This is a genomic window from Marinomonas sp. 63XJN7_7_ISO-PGPR-S23-202 (assembly GCF_056173505.1).
The window spans coordinates 3,818,740-3,835,241 of record NZ_CM149677.1; the positions used below are offsets into that span (position 1 = coordinate 3,818,740).

Consider the following 16,502-nt stretch of genomic DNA (forward strand, 5'->3'; position numbering starts at 1 on the left):
AATAAGATACCTATATGATGATGAAGAAAGTTCTATTTGCCGCATCCGAAATACATCCCTTAATAAAAACTGGTGGGCTTGCTGATGTCGCAGGCGCACTACCCATAGCGCTTAGAGAAAAGGGTCTCGATGTCAGGCTCATAATGCCAGCTTACCAAGGCATGCTCGACAAAGTCGAGCCTATTTATCATAGCACTAACTTGGGAAATCCGTTTGGCGTCGGCGATATTATTCTCTTAGAAACTCGCCTCCGTGAGAATGACACTCCTATTTGGCTTGTACAATGTCAAGCACTTTATGAGCGCGATGGCGGTCCTTACTTAGATAGCAATGGTCTAGACTATGTCGATAATCACCTGCGCTTTGGTGCCTTTTCTTGGGCAATTGCCATGCTGGCTCAGCATGGCAGCCTGCTCGGCTGGCAAGCAGATATTCTTCACCTTAACGACTGGCAAACTGGATTTGCCGCAGCCTATCTAGCGAGCTGGAAACTCAACCACCTTCCTATTGTCAGCACCATTCACAACCTACGCTACAATGGCAGTTTTGATATGACTAGATACGGAGACATGCGTCTCTCTAATGAATTATTAGACCTGCATGGTATGGAGTTTTATGGCCGTTTTTCTGGACTCAAAGCGGGACTGGCCTATGCAGACCGAATCACCACCGTTAGCCCGACTTATGCAAAAGAAATCCTCACCAGTGAATACGGTGACGGTATGGATGGCACGCTGCGCGCTATGCGTTATAAATTAACGGGGATTCTAAATGGCGTAGACTACGATCAATGGTCCCCCGAAAAAGACGATCACATCACCACGCACTATTCGCCAGACACCATTGAGAAAAAATTGGACAACAAACTGGCCTTATTAAGAGAAAATGGCCTTTCAGAAGACCCAACTAAACTGGTCTTTGGGGTGGTAAGTCGACTCACAGAACAAAAAGGCCTGGATCTGACTCTTGAGGCCATTCCACAGGTGCTCAACAAAGGTGCTCGTTTAATCATCCTAGGTTCCGGTGATAGGGCTCTTGAGACCGCCTATCAAGCGCTACAAGCGTCCTACCCTGAGCAAGTATCTATACGTATTGGCTACGATGAAGCGTACTCTCATCGTATTCAGGCAGGCGTTGACGCCCTACTCATTCCCTCTCGATTTGAACCTTGCGGCCTAACACAGCTGTATGCGTTAAAGTACGGCACACTTCCCGTTGTTCGAAAAACAGGAGGACTAGCAGACACCGTCTTTGAGGACACAGACCAAGCAAACGGGTTTGTCTTTGAAAACTCCACCGCATTGGATTTGAGCAAAGCGCTTGAGCGCTGTTTAACGTGCTTTGTTGACATGCAAGCGTGGCGAACACGGCAGTTCAACGCCATGCAATATGATTTTAGCTGGGAAACCGTCACCGATGAATGGATAGAACTCTACAACCAACTTACGTGATAATCGCTCGAACAACAAAGTGTTTTATGTAGAAGAGAGACAGTCTATATCAGGTTTCTCTTCTACGTTTTTCCAACTCTGCTCTCTGCGTCATTCATCATTTCGAGAAAGAGATTTAAGCTCTTTTGCCTCTTTTACATGGGTTTTATCCCATTCTTTTAACCCTTTCATCAAAGATGCCTCTGCTACGCCGTCTTGACGCATATCCCGCAATGCTTTAGCAATTTTTTGTTTCAGTTCATCTGTATTACAAGGCGAATCTTTAGACATGGTCAAATACAAACCTTCACTGCTAATAGAGGGCTCGACAGGCACGATTTTACCACTCAAACCAAGCATCAAGACATAAGCCTCTCCGGGATTTTTTTCGTACAGTACATAATCGACACGATCCGCAGCGAGCATCAAAAACGCTTGAGACAAACTGGCCACGCTGAGAATATTGAGGTGACGCTGAGCAAATTCATCAAACGCCTGACCAAAACTGTTATTGATTACCGTCACCCCCCATTTCCCAATCAAATCCTCTTTAGAATGAAACGGAAATTGATTACCTTTTCGCTGCCAAACGACGCTCGTGGTATGCAGTATTACAGGGGAAAAATAATCCATATAATCGGCACGAGAGCTGGTATAAAAAGCCCCTGCCATCAAATCAATACGTCCACTTTTCACTTCCGATTGCGCCCTTGACCAAGGACCAACATGTTCCAGCTTAATTGGCACACCAATACGCTTACTCAGTGCCTTTATAAAGAAAGCATTCGCCCCTAATAACCCGTGAGAATTATTCGGATTACGCCATAAAAAAGGTGGGTACTCAGAGTTACCCGTTGCTGTCAACGAGCGACATTGTCCTTTACTTGTCGACGTCTGAGCCACAACGCTTTGAGCACTGAACAACACTCCTAAGAGTCCCATCAATGGCACAAGGCGAAATAGCAGTTTATTATGTAGACGCATAACTTGAGAACACTCCTCAAACAAACACCAATTCGGTGGCAAACTCATCAGCAACAAATAAAGCATACAATGAAAATGAATTTATGCATTACTTTGTATGACATCTTTTTCTAAAAAGGCCAGAAGCACGAACTCGAACTAGTGGGTTGAGTCCCATCAATAAAGGCTAAAGACTCACGATTTTTACAACGCTTTGCGGCTATTTCAAAGGAATCATCCAGAACATCATACCTGACTGCACCATTAGGCAATGTGTCTGGTAAGGAGCGAGGATTCATATGCCGAGTAAAATCAATCCATACCTTTTGTGCGCCCGTTGCACCTGTGATATCTAAGGGCGCATTATCATCGTCTCCCAACCAAACAGTACTGGCATAATCACCAGTAATGCCCTCAAACCAACTGTCCCGCTCACCATTAGACGTCCCTGTCTTTGCAGCAAATGTTAAATTAGGAAAAGCACGTTGAGCCGCTCTAGCGGTACCAATTTCAGGTACTTTGGTCATGCCATCTAACGTTACCGCCAACAAAGCATCCGTAAAGGGCACTTTGGTTGAGCGGTCAAAACGCTTCAATAAATGATCGTGTTGATCCATGACCGCCAACACCACGCCAAGCTCACTACTTTTGCCGCGGGAGGCAATCGGCTGATACATACGTGCCACTTCAAAAGGCGAGAGTTCAAGCGCTCCTAATGCCATAGCAGGATGCATCGTAAAAGGACGCTTCACACCCAGTTGACGAAGGGTATCACCAACTCGATCAAAGCCAATTTGTTGAGCCAAGTTGACCGTCGCTAAGTTATAAGAGTGGGCCATGGCCTCATAAAGATGCACCACACCATGAGTCTTACGCGAGTAGTTTTCAGGTTCCCAAATCTTACCATCAACATTAAAACGCATGCGCTTGTCATCAATGCGACTCCACCAAGTATAGTTCCCCGTCGCTAATGCAGCCATATACAAAGGTGGTTTCACCAAAGAGCCGATGGGTCTCACCGCACCCAGCGCTCGATTGAACCCTGAATACTGTTTATCGCTAGACCCCACCACAGCACGCACCTGACCATTTTGACGATCTGTCACCACCATGGCCCCTTGCAGGCCAGCTAAGCGTTTATCATGCTTTTCAAGAAGCGCAACCTGACGCCGCATAGCTCGCGTCGCGGCTAACTGAGCACGAATATCGACCCCTGTATAAATACGCAAATTTTTCGTTGCTAAGGTCTCTTTGTCAAAATCCCGAGACAACTGCAAAGACACAAGGTCTAAATAATCACCATAAATTGAACGCGTCCTACGCTTGTCCGCTAGACGAATGGGCTGCTTCACCAGTATTTGATAGTCTGTGGGCGTCAACCGTCCTTGATCTTTTAAAATCGCTAAAACAGTATTACGTCTTGATAGCGCTCTTTTGGGGTGACGTTCAGGATTATAGTAAGAAGGTCCTTTAACCATACCGACCAGTAACGCCATTTCATCAATATTCAGCTCCTTTAGAGGGCGCCCAAAAAAGTGCTGACTGGCCGCCGCAAAACCATGTAGTCCTTCATTGCCAACTTGCGCCAAGTACACTTCATTCATATAGGCGGTAATAATCTCTTGTTTGGAATAGTGATACTCCAACAATAAGCTCATGACGACCTCAGTCAGTTTTCGGGTATAAGTACGCTCAGGACTTAAAAACATGTTTTTCACTAACTGCTGAGTCAAGGTAGATCCCCCCTGACTACGAGAGTCGTGAGTAAAGTTGACCCATGCCGCTCGAGCAATACCCGTTAAAGAAATCCCCCAGTGGTGAAAGAAATCTCGGTCTTCCACTGTGGTTAAAATATCAATCAAAGACTTGGGAATATCACGATAGGTTAAGATTTGTCGGCGCTCAGTGTTACCGCCATACAGAAAACCGATACGCTGAGGCTCAATACTGGCTTCCGCCACAGGATCCCCATTCAAAGCATGAATCTGTAGTTTACCATCCACAAACGAGAAAATACGCCTTTCACTAGGGTGAAAGCCGTTGTAGTAAACATAAGATCTTAGATGGGCGCTCACTTTTGTTTTACTTCTTGCCGCCCAGCCAACTTTTTGACTGTTACGGCCAAAACGATAACCTGTTTCTTTCAACAACGCTTCAAGCTCGGCCTTTTTCCAAGGGGCGCCACTTTTCAAATAAACGGGTGCACTGAGCACTTCGGAGGGCACTTGCCATTTCTGACCTTCAAAGCGTGTCACAACCTTTTGATCAAGCCACCATACCCAGCCAGCAAAAGGAATACTGCCGATCAAACAAAGAATCAGCCCCCACTTTAAAACAGCACGCCACGCTCGCCCGAAAAATCCACGTGTTTTTTTCGGGGAAGATTTCTTTTTCGTTTTTGAAGTCATAGACTTACGAGAAGATTTAGAAGGGGGTTTAGTAGCCATAGCGCCAAGTATAAGTAGCTTGGCAAAGGCAAGCAACATGATAAAGCAACAAACATAAACTCTTTATAGCAAACGTAAAAAAAGATACCTTTGTTAGCTTGATATTGACAAGGTATAGGGTAATCTGACATTTTCAACGGCTAGGGAAAATAACGGTCATGGAGCGTAAGGACATAATGAGCGACACGAAACAACAATACATTAATGCCATAACCACACAGTATAATGGCTTGGTTCTGCCCGATAGTATCAGTATAACAAGAGCAATGTTCTCTACAGAAAAACGCTCAGCGAACAAAGCCTCTGCCCAAAACTGGCATAAATAGTACTTTTTATTTGGAAGAATGTGGTGAATGTATGTTTTATAAGCATCTAATTCCTAATGCACAACGATTATCTGAAGGTAAAGCGCTACACTTCAAAGTAAATCAAAGTGAATTTGTTATCATCAAACAAAAGGGTGAATTGCGTGCCTATGAGAACCGCTGCCCACATCAAAAGCGTGCGCTAAACTGTCATACAGAAGAAATTTTTGATGAAGATGGTGATTATATAAAGTGTCATCATCACGGCGCTCTTTTTTCACCAAATGATGGCCAGTGTATTGCTGGGCCATGCCAAGGCAAAACCTTAAAAAAAGCAACGCTTGGTGTAGAAAAGGGCGATTTTTATATACTGATCGGGGAAGGCAGCCCTGCCGTGGCATAACAAGCAAAGCCATTTTGCTTGTATCCACCATAATGACACCTAAATACAGCCTAACTGTGTCGGATGTCTTAGACCAATCAGCATAATGCCTGCGGAGAGTACGATGCAGTTATATCAGTATGATCATTGCCCAAATTGTGTTCGTGCCGATATGGTGGCCAATTACAAAGCACTTTTCCATGAAAAAATCTACCTTCTTCATGGTGACGATGATGAGTGTTACGCTTTATTAAAAAAACAACCCTCTTTAAAAAACAGACAGTTACCCATTTTCAAAAGTGATGATAACACCATCATCACGGATGGATTAAAGATTGCCCGATATTTAGATAAGATAGGTGGCTCAGAAAAACCTATCCGACCTTCAGCTAAAGATATCACCGCTCACAATATCCTTGAGGAAGCCGAACTCCACATCAATTGCCTTGTCTTTCCCCGTAATATTCTATTGGGACTCCCTGAATTCTCATCACGACAGTCTCGCGATGAGTTCCGTATCAAAAAAGAAAATGAGATACGCCGGCCTTTTGAGAAAGCCCTCGAAGAAACTCAGCACCATAAAAAAATCGTTGAAACAGCTTTGCAAAAGCTCCCCGAACAGGTATTACCCTCAAACCATGACCACACCATCAGCTGGGATGATGTCATGTTATTTCCGAAGCTTAGAAACCTAACCATGGTATTAAACCTACAATTCCCCGATCATTTACGCCGTTATATCGATGAAGTAGCGCAAGCCACCTCTATTCATACTTATTACCACTTCGAGATTTAGTTGAAATGCCTTGGAAAACCCTTTTATGGAAAGCTCGCTTGCAGCTTCCTAACATATTGATCTGCAATGTTCTCATCATGCTAACCGGTAATGTGTTTGCTTCCCCCCTGCGCGTTGCTGTAGCCTCTAATTTTACCGCTCCAATGCAGATACTCGCGCCCATTTTCGAACGAGAAACCGGTGAAAAACTGCAATTATCCTTCGGCTCCTCAGGGAAGTTTTATGCGCAAATTCATAACGGTGCCCCTTACGATGTCTTTTTATCAGCCGACCAAGCCAAGCCTGATAAATTAATCAAAGCAGGCTTAGCTCAAAAAAGCAGTAAAGTCATTTATGCAAAGGGAATACTCGTCTTATGGTCCGCGACAAAACAACATATCCAGCCAATTAAGAGCACTTTAGAGCAAGCCAAAAAAATAGCCATTGCCAACCCAAAACTGGCACCTTATGGCTTGGCCGCTCAAGAAACCTTAACTAAATTAGGCTTATGGACCACCCTACAGAGCAAATTAGTACAAGGCGAAAACATAGGACAAACCTATCAATTTGCTTATTCACAAAATGCAGAGCTGGGGTTCGTTGCCCTGTCCCAAGTGTTAGCAGGCCCTGTAAAAGGCCACTACTGGCAAGTCCCAAATGACGATCACAGCCCAATCAAACAAGCGGCAGTCCTGTTAACTCATAGCCAACACAAAACTCAGGCCCAGGAATTTCTTAACTTTTTAGTCCGTGCAGATATTCAAAAACGCATTAAAAGCTTTGGTTATGATTCTGGTCGGCATGTCAACATAGGAAAACCTCAGTGACGCGACTCGCTCCATATTCTTTAAAAGTCTTGCCTTAAGGTGACAACCCCATGTTATTAAGCTCAGGAGATTGGACGGCTATTTGGTTAACGCTCAAATTAGCAACCAGTGTCACCATACTGCTGCTTATTCTTGGCACCCCATTAGCTTGGTGGCTGGCTAGGACATCCTCCTGGCTTAAGGCTCCAATTAGCGCCATTGTTGCTATGCCTCTGATTCTCCCTCCTACGGTACTGGGGTTTTATTTATTAATATTCCTGAGCCCTAATGGAGCACTGGGCCACTTTTTAGCAAACATGGGGCTATCCCCACTGCCCTTTAGTTTTAGTGGTTTAATCCTCGCTTCAATGATCTATTCTCTTCCCTTTGTCATCCAGCCTTTACAAAATGCCTTTGTCGCCATGGGAAGCCGCCCTATGGAGGTTGCTGCCACGTTAAGAGCATCTTCGTGGGATCGTTTTATTCATGTTGCCCTCCCCATGGCAAAACCTGGTTACCTTAGTGCGGCAGTATTAGGCTTTGCCCATACCGTCGGTGAGTTCGGTGTGGTACTGATGATTGGCGGTAATATAGAAGGGGAAACTCGCGTGCTATCGGTTCAGATATACGACCATGTCGAAGCTCTTGAATACGCTCAAGCCCATACATTGTCTTTATTCATGGTGTTGTTTGCTTTTGTAGTATTAGCCTTTTTATACGCGACTCAAAAAGTAAGCAAACAAAAAGCGCATATAGGATCATGGTGATGGACGCAATCAAAATTCGCCTGAGCCGATCTAAAAAAAGCACATCAAATTTCGCCTTAGAAGTCGACCTCACTCTACCTAATCAAGGCGTCACAGCATTATTTGGCCGCTCCGGATCGGGTAAAACAACGCTATTACGCTGTTTAGCGGGTTTAGAGAAAAACCACCAGGGGCAGATCGCCTTTAACGAGGCTATTTGGCAGAGTGAAGCGGGGGATTTCTTGCCCGTTCATAAACGCCCCATCGGTTATGTCTTCCAAGAAGCGAGTCTATTCCCTCACCTATCAGCTCGCGATAATTTGACTTTTGCCACGAAAAGGGCCAACCAAGCAGACAGTGTCATCGCCTATCAAGACGTGATTGACCTATTAAATATTGCTTCACTACTGGAGCAATTTCCCCACCAACTGTCAGGTGGCGAAAGGCAACGTATTGCCATCGCGCGCGCCTTATTAATTCAACCAAAGCTTCTTCTCATGGACGAGCCATTATCCGCCCTGGATGAGGGCTTGAAAAAGGACATTCTTCCTTACTTGGAAGCCGTTTGTTCCACCATGTCCATTCCCATTATTTATGTCAGCCATGCTTTAGACGAGGTCATTCGCCTGGCCCAATATACCGTCATTATAGATCAAGGGAGAATTGTCGATCAGGGAGAAACCCAATACCTTCTCGGAAAATTATCAACGTCCCGATATACCTATCAAAACACGCGTTTTATGATAACGGGTCAGATCACAGAACAAAATGAACAATGGGGACTATCCACCTTATCCTTTGGTCAACACAGCTTAATGATTTCGCGTACACATGAAGTCATTGGCGACACAGTAAAACTGCAAATTCAAGCACGGGATGTCAGCATCGCGCTCTCTGCCAATGAAGACTCCAGTATCATCAACCGTCTAGCGGTTTATATTGATGAGATAAGCCACAATGAAGCGGCCCCAAACACGGTTTTGGTCAGAATGATGGCAGGTCAAACCCCGATTCTCGCAAGCATTACCGCCTATTCGGCCCAAAAACTGAATTTAACCATTGGCCAACACGTCATTGCACAAATCAAATCCGTCGCGGTATTAAGGTGAGACCTTTGCTCGATGTCACGAGCGACGCCAAGACGCGGCAAAAAAAGACGAGAAAGCGGAGTTTATACCGATAAATGAGCATTTTGAGTCTGTTTTTAACAAAGTATTGGCAAGCGCAGTCGTCGTGAAAAAAGTCTCAAGGAAATAGTTAATACTAATAAGTTCTATGTATTCTTTAGATGAGACAAACCTAAAACAAAAAATGATAATGATACAAATTAATAAAAAGACAGTATTCTATGGAAGATCAAGCATTAGCACTTCGCTCCCTCTTTATTGGATCAATCGATAGCCTAAAAATCGCGATGAAAAAAGCCATGGTAGAACAAAATATCTCTGGTTCACCGCTGCTTTTTTTTGTATTAGATCATATCCAAAACACTCCTAACTGCACCGCCCAGGACATCAGCCAAAAAATGCATCGTGATAAGGGACAAATTACGCGAATTATCAAAGAGCTGATTACCAAGGGATTCGTCACTAAACAATTAAATCAGCACGACAAACGTAGCCACTTTATTTTCCTAACAGAGCAAGGACAGACATGCCACCAAGCACTAAAGGCTGTCGATAATGAAACCATCTCCCTGATGAAAGCCAACATCAGCCCGGAAGAGCTTGATACATTTCTAAGAGTAGGACAACGCATGCTACAAAATATTCAAGGTCACATTAACGAGCCATAAATTGGCAACGTTGGAGCAATATAGCCCGTGCTAAACCAATGAAATGAATTATTCGTTCATCGTTTTTGACTATCACGTGTGTTTATTAGCTAATAGCGCTTCCTGAAGTGGAGCCCCTATTAATAGGTTCAATCAACCAGCTGACGCTTTTTTCGATAACCTATAAAAGGCTAACATCTCCTTTTTCATAGGCTTTGAGTACAAATACCCTTGTCCGATATCGCACCCATAACGATTTAATAGTGCGACTTGCGTATCCCGTTCAACCCCTTCCACAACCACTTTTACGTTCGCTCTATGAGCAGCAGAAATAACGCTACTCACCAAACTTTGCTGCACTAAAGAGCTCTCTAAATGCCTTATGAATTGCGGCGCAATTTTTATCATATCGATTGGCAACTTTGTCAACGTCGATAAAAGTGCATCGTCGGCACCAAAACCATCTATCGAAACCGATATGCCCACTTCCCGTAGCGCCTCCAATGTCGAGATGACCGATTTTGAACCATTTATCACAATGGTCTGGTCTAACTCAAATATGAAGTAATGAGCAGGTAAATTATGGGTCTCAAGCATAGAAGCAATGACATCAATAAAATTAGGCTCGATGAAATGGTTAAAGACAATGTTTAAACAAATGGGTTGAACAACGCCGTCTTCTTCCAATTGAGATTGAACCATTAAACAGGCCTGCTCAAACATCCAAAAACCGACATCGACAGCCTTTTCTGACTCCTGAGCCAAAGACCAAAATGCTGTATTATGGAGTACACCTTTTTCAGGATGATGCCAACAGATCAGCGCTTCGCATGCAACCACGTCCCCCTTTTTCATGTTTATTAAAGGCTGGTAGCAAAGCATCAGCTCTTGGTTTTCTATGGCTAAGCTCAATTCATCATCAATATTTTTCGAACAATCCGCGCAATTTTGTTGTCGCCCATATTGTTTGAACTCTTTCGGTTTCAGCCCCTCTTTGAAAAAGTAAACGTTATTGCGCCCCAACTCTTTCGCCTTGTACATGGCCATATCCGCTCGACCAAGCACTTCTTCCGATGAGTCACCATCTTCAGGAATCAAAGTAACACCAATGGAAGCCGATACAGAATAGTTTTTCCCTTGTAAGACGACAGGCTCATTGATGGACTTCAAGAGATCTTGAGCTAACAACTTAACCGCTTTACGGTCTCGATAATCGGACAATAAAATAGCAAACTCATCTCCGCCAAGACGAGCAACCAATCCTTTCCCCCCTATAATGCCCACTAAACGTGCCGCAACGGCCAACAGCAACACATCGCCTGCATTGTGCCCAAGTCTATCATTGATTTCTTTAAACCTGTCCAAGTCTAAGTACATAATCGCACAACGACTCTTATCACTGTTTAAACAGGCAAAGGACACCTTTTCAAGAAAAAGACGTCTATTGGCTAATTGCGTTAGTGGATCATAAAAAGCCAGTTTTTCCAGCTCACGGGTTTTAAGGCGAATAATCAGTTTAAGCCTTTCAGGTTCTAGCAATATGTAGCGTAAACTAAACACGGCGAATAGAGCGACTAACAAGGTAACGGCATAGCCAATCACATAGACGATTAAGCTATTCGGTTCTTTTTGCGACAAAAACAAACGCCACACATTATTAGGCACATTTATTGGGGTCGATGTCACAATATCATCTAGTGGCTGCGCTGACTTAGCGAACACATGATTCTGTCCTTTGTCTGGATCAAAATAGCTAAGCTGATAACGAAACCCCTTCTTTTCAAGTGCCTGCAAGTCGGTTGCATTAATCAAATCCTCCAAATAAATCAGAGCAGAAACGAATCCCCAAAATTCTTCAACCCCATTATTCTTGATAAAAACAGGATTACGACCGATCACAGCCACCCCTCCTTGAATCAAATTAAACGGTCCCGCTAAAGTGAGTGCTTTATCTTTAATAGCATCCAGCGCATCTTTTCGACGTTTATCATCTTTTAAAATGTCGTGCCCTATCGCGGCTTCATTACCTTTTAATGGATAAATCATCGACACTATACCGCCGGGAGCCAGCTGTAAGTTGGAAATTCCGCCAATGGACTCGATAATATTATGAGCATAAAAAGCAAATCGTTCAGGAGAGTCTAAATTCCCCAACTCCAATGCTAAAAAATACGTGGCAGACAATGAGGTAATGAGCCGACGTTCAATGGCACGAGCCTGTGAGACCGCAAACTCTTGGACCAATGCTGTCTGTTCTTTACGCTTAATATCTTCTGTTTGATGGGTAAAAAATATCCCAACACATAGCAGGGAGAAGAAGACGCCATAACAGATAAAATTTCGTTTAAGTCGGGTCAAGAATACACTCCCATCCCCATAAAAAAGGTATAGAAAGTATGAGACAGAACCGGCATCTTCTCGTTATAGAATTAGTGAAGAGATGTAGCGAAAGTTACATATCAATACGTAACACAACATCCCATTTAGCAATAGGTTAAAATCAACAAAGCTCAGATAACAAAAAACCCTGACCTCTTTCGAGCATCAGGGTTTCCAAACTTTACGGTGTCTTAACAACTAGAAGGTATAACCAACGCCAACCATAACAGCAAGAGGGTTCACTTTGGTACTGATTGTCTGATTAGGTATATGAACATCGGTATCAATATTCATGTACCAAACAGAGGCGTTAGCAAACAGTTTATCGTTAATCTTCATATCGACGCCCGCTTGTGCAGCAACCCCCCAAGTATTATCCACACTCACATCCGAGCCAGCAAGCGCCCCTTTGCCTTTCGCATCAAAAAACACTGTGTGGTTTAAACCCACCCCGACATAAGGGCGAATACCACTGCTTGACTTACCAAAATAATACTGTGCCATTAAAGAAGGTGGTAGCTCAGAAACCTCTGCCACTTTTCCAAGTTTAGCAGTGGAGACATCGTGTTTAAAAGGCGTCGCCAATAACAACTCAGCCCCAATATTATCGGTTATCATATAAGTCAATGTGGCAGCCAATTGGGTATCGTTACTGATTTTTAGCTCTTCGTTATTACTTGCATTAACGTCATCACTGCTTTCGTTTGGCATCACGGTAGCGACACCACCACGAACGAAGAAATCGCCTGCTTGATGCGCCAAAGCAGCGGTAGAACAAAGAGCAGAAACAAGAGCCACAGGTAGTAAAGCTTTCATGATAGATTCCTTTTTTTTCTTGATCAAACAAAGTTTCAATGACAAGAAAAGTAACAAGGATCTCGCATTAAAATATTAATCTAGATCAATTTTTCTCTTTCCCAGCTTTTTTATAGATGAGAAATACCCACTCAGATCAATAAAATGCAACTTGATAATCCAGAAAACATCGATTAATTATCACTCTGCCGAACCTTATCTCTCTTTTTCGGTTTTAAAAACAACAACATTAGTAAACCAAGAAAAATTATAAGTTTACTAATTTACCTAATACACTGAAATCGGTAAACTTACGCCATCATCACATTGGAAACCAGATTCATGTCAATACTCCTTGCTGTCACCCTGTTGTGGGCTTTTTCCTTTAGCTTAATCGGTGTCTATCTTGCTGGGCAAGTCGATGCCTGGTTCTCTGTATTAATGCGAGTATCGCTCGCGACTCTAGTGTTTTTACCTTTTTTGAAAGTACGCCAAATCGAAGCCAAAGTGGCACTACAACTCATGGTTTGTGGCGCATTACAGCTTGGTATCATGTACGGTTTTTACTATCAGTCCTTTCTCTTTTTGACGGTCCCCGAAGTCTTACTCTTTACCGTCATGACACCTATTTACGTCACCTTACTTAATGACTTGTTAGATCGCCGCTTAAACATTGGTTTTATTATCAGTGCCTTACTTGCCATTCTCGGCGCGGTCGCCATTCGCTACCAAGAAGTGAGTGACGGATACATAAAAGGTCTTTTGATTGTTCAAGGGGCGAACTTATGCTTTGCTGCAGGTCAAGTGGGCTATAAACGCATCATCGCCAAAGAGCGTCCAGACCTGCCTCAGCGCACAGTATTTGGCTGGTTCTTTCTTGGTGCTCTTGCCGTCGTGATTCCTTGTTTCTTAGCGCTGGGCAATATTCATAAACTTCCTACCACCCCTTTACAATGGAGCATCCTTGTTTATCTCGGCGTCATTGCCTCAGGAGTCGGTTATTTCGCTTGGAACAAAGGGGCGACAATGGTCAATGTGGGAACCTTAGCCGTTGCCAATAACCTGCTGATTCCTGCAGGTATTTTTGTCAATGTGGTTTTTTGGAACCATAATGCCGACATACTGCGGCTCTCTATTGGTGGCTCCATCATCCTATTAGCCTTGGTCGTGAACGATAAATTCAACCAGAGATTCAGCAAGCACCTTACCAAAATGGCATAAAAAGGTTTAACGTCCATAACGGTCATGAAACCGGACGATATCATCTTCACCAAGGTAGCCACCAGACTGTACCTCGATCAGTTCTAGCGCTATCTCTCCTGGGTTTTCGAGAGAGTGAGTTTCTCCCAAAGGAATATAGGTGGACTCATTCTCTGAGAGAAGAAAGCTCTCGTCTCCCCTGTAAACACGGGCCGAACCTGAGACCACAACCCAATGTTCGGCCCGATGGTAATGCATCTGCATGCTGAGTTTTTCTCCTGGCTTAACGACAATACGCTTCACCTTGTAACGTTTCCCCATATCCATAATTTCATAACTGCCCCAAGGACGATGCACTTTTTTATGGAAATTATGCTCTTCACGACCACTGGCCTGAATACGCTGCACAATTTTCTTCAGTCCTTGTGAGTGCTGCTTATCCATCACCAGCACGGCATCTGCCGTTTCAATCACAACCAAATCATCAACTCCGACCGTTGCCACTAAACGACTCTCAGCTCTAACCAAACTGTTTGAGGTACTTTCAAGCATCACATCCCCCATTAGAGCATTATGGTGTTCGTCTTTCTCAGCGTATTCGAATAACGCCTCCCAAGATCCCACATCACTCCAATCCCCCTTATAGGCAACCACTTTGGCTTGTTCAGTTTTTTCCATGAGTGCATAATCAATGGACTCACTCGGACAGGCGGCAAAACTCGCTTCATCGATGCGAATAAAATCTAAATCTTCTTTACGTTCCTGATAGGCCAAACTCACCGACTGCAGTATCTGTGCTTGATGTAACCCCAACTCAGTCAAGTAACATTCTGGTTTAAACACAAACATGCCACTGTTCCAAAGATACTCTCCGGATAAGTAATAACGCTGGGCAGTGTCTTTATCTGGCTTTTCAACAAAGGCGGTGACGGATGAACCATTCAGGGACTGAATATAGCCATAACCCGTTTCAGGTCGGGTGACTTCTATACCAAAGGTCACTAAACCTCCTTCTTTGGCCACTTCAATACTTTGCTTGATGGCCTCACTAAAAGCATCCAGATCCTTAATAAGATGATCCGCAGGCAACACTAACATAATGCATTCTTGCTCCGAGTCATCATCTTGCTGGTGTCGTCTCTGCGCTTCTAGTGCCGCCAATGTGATAGCAGGTGCCGTATTACGTCCCACAGGCTCCAGCATAATACTGGCGTTTTTTATGCCGAGTTCTTGTAGCTGTTGAGCGACTAAGAAACGATGCACCTCATTGCAAACAATAATAGGCGCATGCTCAGATAGTCCTTGCACGCGCAACAGTGTTTCTTGAAAAAGCGTATAAGTAGAACCGAATAAGTCAATAAACGGCTTGGCGGTATGATGACGGGATAACGGCCATAACCGCTCGCCACTTCCCCCCGCTAAAATAACAGGAATGAGAACCACATTTGCTCCTTTACATAGGATAAAACCACTACTCTACTAGGATGTATAAAAAAACCCTGTCAAAACAGGGCTTTTTATACAAGAGCATTGGCGTTTATCGCCTAAGCTATTATTTCATTTTATTGAAGCAACCAAACCTGAAAAGCTTTACGCTCAGCCTTATTAGCTTTGTTATACCAGAATTTCAGCATCTCAAATGCTGTATTCTTCACTTTAGCTTGATAGGTATGATCCACTATCCAAATGCGAAAATCTTTGCGAGTCTGTTTATCTGCTTTATTAAACCAAAATTGCATCATTTCAAATTCGTTTGTTTGAGTAACAGACTTAGGAGCAGGGGCTGGGGCCGAATAAGACGCATTAGCAGCGACATTCGCTTGCGGCTTCGTAGCACCCTCACCAGTAAACTCTTTGATTTCTTCTCGATAATTACGTAGGGGTTGGAAACCTGGCTTAAGCGGCAACATACTGACTTTATATTGAACCTCATTGCCTTTGCCGTTCACAATGTCAAATGTTGGCTTCTGAGAGTACTTCTCTGCTCGCGCTTTTTGGTGGATATAAGGCGCTTTTAATTCAAGATTAGCGCCTTTTTTGACATCCATATCAATGATCAATGGTTCAGACTCAATAGTATCAACATCGCCACCACGACGAAGGGTTTGATGATAACGAACAACAATTTGGTGATGGCCTGATGGAATGGTTACCTCAAAGTCACCGCCATAATTATCACCGTCTTTTAGGTCGACATACATGATTTCATAAGATATTGGCACTTTAAATGTGGCGGCCATAGCATGGGTGGTAACAGCTCCAAGAAGAAGTGAGCTGGCAAGGAAAATTGATTTTTTAAAGCGCATATATTGGCTCCCTAAAAAGCGCGATCTTTGTTATCACGAACTTATATAGTAAAAATATTATTATTCGAAACTGGTTCGAACTCCGTATCGAGCGTCAATTTATCACAAACAGATGGCAAGTTAAGAGAAAACAGCACTTTTTATACACGATTTCCCAATTTTGACTTGATTCGACACCACAAGCTATTCTGATA

Annotated in this window: 15 protein-coding genes; 9 read left to right on the plus strand and 6 right to left on the minus strand. The window is 43.6% G+C overall.

Annotated features, from left to right (window positions below):
- Nucleotides 1–14: 14 nt before the first annotated feature.
- Nucleotides 15–1,451, plus strand: coding sequence for a glycogen synthase GlgA (gene glgA / locus AC0VYG_RS17715; protein ID WP_475429242.1), 1,437 nt, complete (start codon nt 15–17; stop codon nt 1,449–1,451).
- 90 nt (nt 1,452–1,541) lie between these two features.
- Here glgA and AC0VYG_RS17720 read toward each other — a convergent pair whose 3' ends face one another.
- Complete coding sequence (locus AC0VYG_RS17720; RefSeq protein WP_475429243.1) at nt 1,542–2,414, minus strand: substrate-binding periplasmic protein; 873 nt, start codon at nt 2,412–2,414, stop codon at nt 1,542–1,544.
- A 110-nt stretch (nt 2,415–2,524) separates the two neighbouring features.
- Nucleotides 2,525–4,801 carry a transglycosylase domain-containing protein gene (locus AC0VYG_RS17725; protein ID WP_475429244.1) on the minus strand — a complete coding sequence of 759 codons (2,277 nt, stop codon included), beginning with the start codon at nt 4,799–4,801 and terminating at the stop codon, nt 2,525–2,527.
- Between the two features lie 215 nt (nt 4,802–5,016).
- On the opposite strand from AC0VYG_RS17725, the gene AC0VYG_RS17730 reads away from it, so the two are divergent.
- From AC0VYG_RS17730 to AC0VYG_RS17760, 7 genes are all read left to right on the plus strand, one after another.
- Nucleotides 5,017–5,166 (plus strand): hypothetical protein, encoded by a 150-nt coding sequence (locus tag AC0VYG_RS17730; RefSeq protein WP_475429245.1) that lies wholly within the window; start codon nt 5,017–5,019, stop codon nt 5,164–5,166.
- A 31-nt stretch (nt 5,167–5,197) separates the two neighbouring features.
- Nucleotides 5,198–5,548, plus strand: a complete 351-nt coding sequence (locus AC0VYG_RS17735) for a Rieske (2Fe-2S) protein (protein ID WP_475429246.1) — start codon at nt 5,198–5,200, stop codon at nt 5,546–5,548.
- Between the two features lie 103 nt (nt 5,549–5,651).
- Nucleotides 5,652–6,323 carry a glutaredoxin 2 gene (gene grxB / locus AC0VYG_RS17740; RefSeq protein ID WP_475429247.1) on the plus strand — a complete coding sequence of 224 codons (672 nt, stop codon included), beginning with the start codon at nt 5,652–5,654 and terminating at the stop codon, nt 6,321–6,323.
- Between the two features lie 77 nt (nt 6,324–6,400).
- A complete protein-coding gene (modA, locus tag AC0VYG_RS17745) occupies nt 6,401–7,129 on the plus strand; it encodes a molybdate ABC transporter substrate-binding protein (RefSeq protein WP_475429248.1) in 729 nt (242 codons plus the stop codon).
- Nucleotides 7,130–7,179: 50 nt separating this feature from the next.
- On the plus strand, nt 7,180–7,875 hold the full coding sequence (modB, locus tag AC0VYG_RS17750; protein ID WP_475429249.1) for a molybdate ABC transporter permease subunit: 696 nt from the start codon (nt 7,180–7,182) through the stop codon (nt 7,873–7,875).
- Entirely contained in the window at nt 7,875–8,963 is a 1,089-nt protein-coding gene (gene modC, locus AC0VYG_RS17755) for a molybdenum ABC transporter ATP-binding protein (protein ID WP_475429250.1), read from the plus strand. Before modB ends, modC begins: the two co-directional genes overlap by 1 nt.
- Before the next feature lie 239 nt (nt 8,964–9,202).
- On the plus strand, nt 9,203–9,649 hold the full coding sequence (locus tag AC0VYG_RS17760) for a MarR family winged helix-turn-helix transcriptional regulator (RefSeq protein ID WP_475429251.1): 447 nt from the start codon (nt 9,203–9,205) through the stop codon (nt 9,647–9,649).
- 132 nt (nt 9,650–9,781) lie between these two features.
- Here AC0VYG_RS17760 and AC0VYG_RS17765 read toward each other — a convergent pair whose 3' ends face one another.
- Both AC0VYG_RS17765 and AC0VYG_RS17770 read right to left on the minus strand, forming a co-directional pair.
- A complete protein-coding gene (locus AC0VYG_RS17765; RefSeq protein ID WP_475429252.1) occupies nt 9,782–11,986 on the minus strand; it encodes a bifunctional diguanylate cyclase/phosphodiesterase in 2,205 nt (734 codons plus the stop codon).
- A gap of 219 nt (nt 11,987–12,205) precedes the next feature.
- Nucleotides 12,206–12,823: an OmpW family outer membrane protein gene (locus AC0VYG_RS17770; RefSeq protein WP_475429253.1), complete on the minus strand. Its 618-nt coding sequence runs from the start codon at nt 12,821–12,823 to the stop codon at nt 12,206–12,208.
- 321 nt (nt 12,824–13,144) lie between these two features.
- Between AC0VYG_RS17770 and AC0VYG_RS17775 the strand changes: the two genes are divergently transcribed.
- Nucleotides 13,145–14,023, plus strand: coding sequence for a carboxylate/amino acid/amine transporter (locus AC0VYG_RS17775; RefSeq protein WP_475429254.1), 879 nt, complete (start codon nt 13,145–13,147; stop codon nt 14,021–14,023).
- A 6-nt stretch (nt 14,024–14,029) separates the two neighbouring features.
- On the opposite strand, the gene AC0VYG_RS17780 is transcribed toward AC0VYG_RS17775, so the two are convergent.
- Together AC0VYG_RS17780 and AC0VYG_RS17785 are read right to left on the minus strand one after the other, a co-directional pair.
- Nucleotides 14,030–15,445: a mannose-1-phosphate guanylyltransferase/mannose-6-phosphate isomerase gene (locus tag AC0VYG_RS17780; protein WP_475429255.1), complete on the minus strand. Its 1,416-nt coding sequence runs from the start codon at nt 15,443–15,445 to the stop codon at nt 14,030–14,032.
- Between the two features lie 119 nt (nt 15,446–15,564).
- Nucleotides 15,565–16,308, minus strand: coding sequence for a YccT family protein (locus AC0VYG_RS17785; RefSeq protein WP_475429256.1), 744 nt, complete (start codon nt 16,306–16,308; stop codon nt 15,565–15,567).
- Between the last annotated feature and the right edge of the window lie 194 nt (nt 16,309–16,502).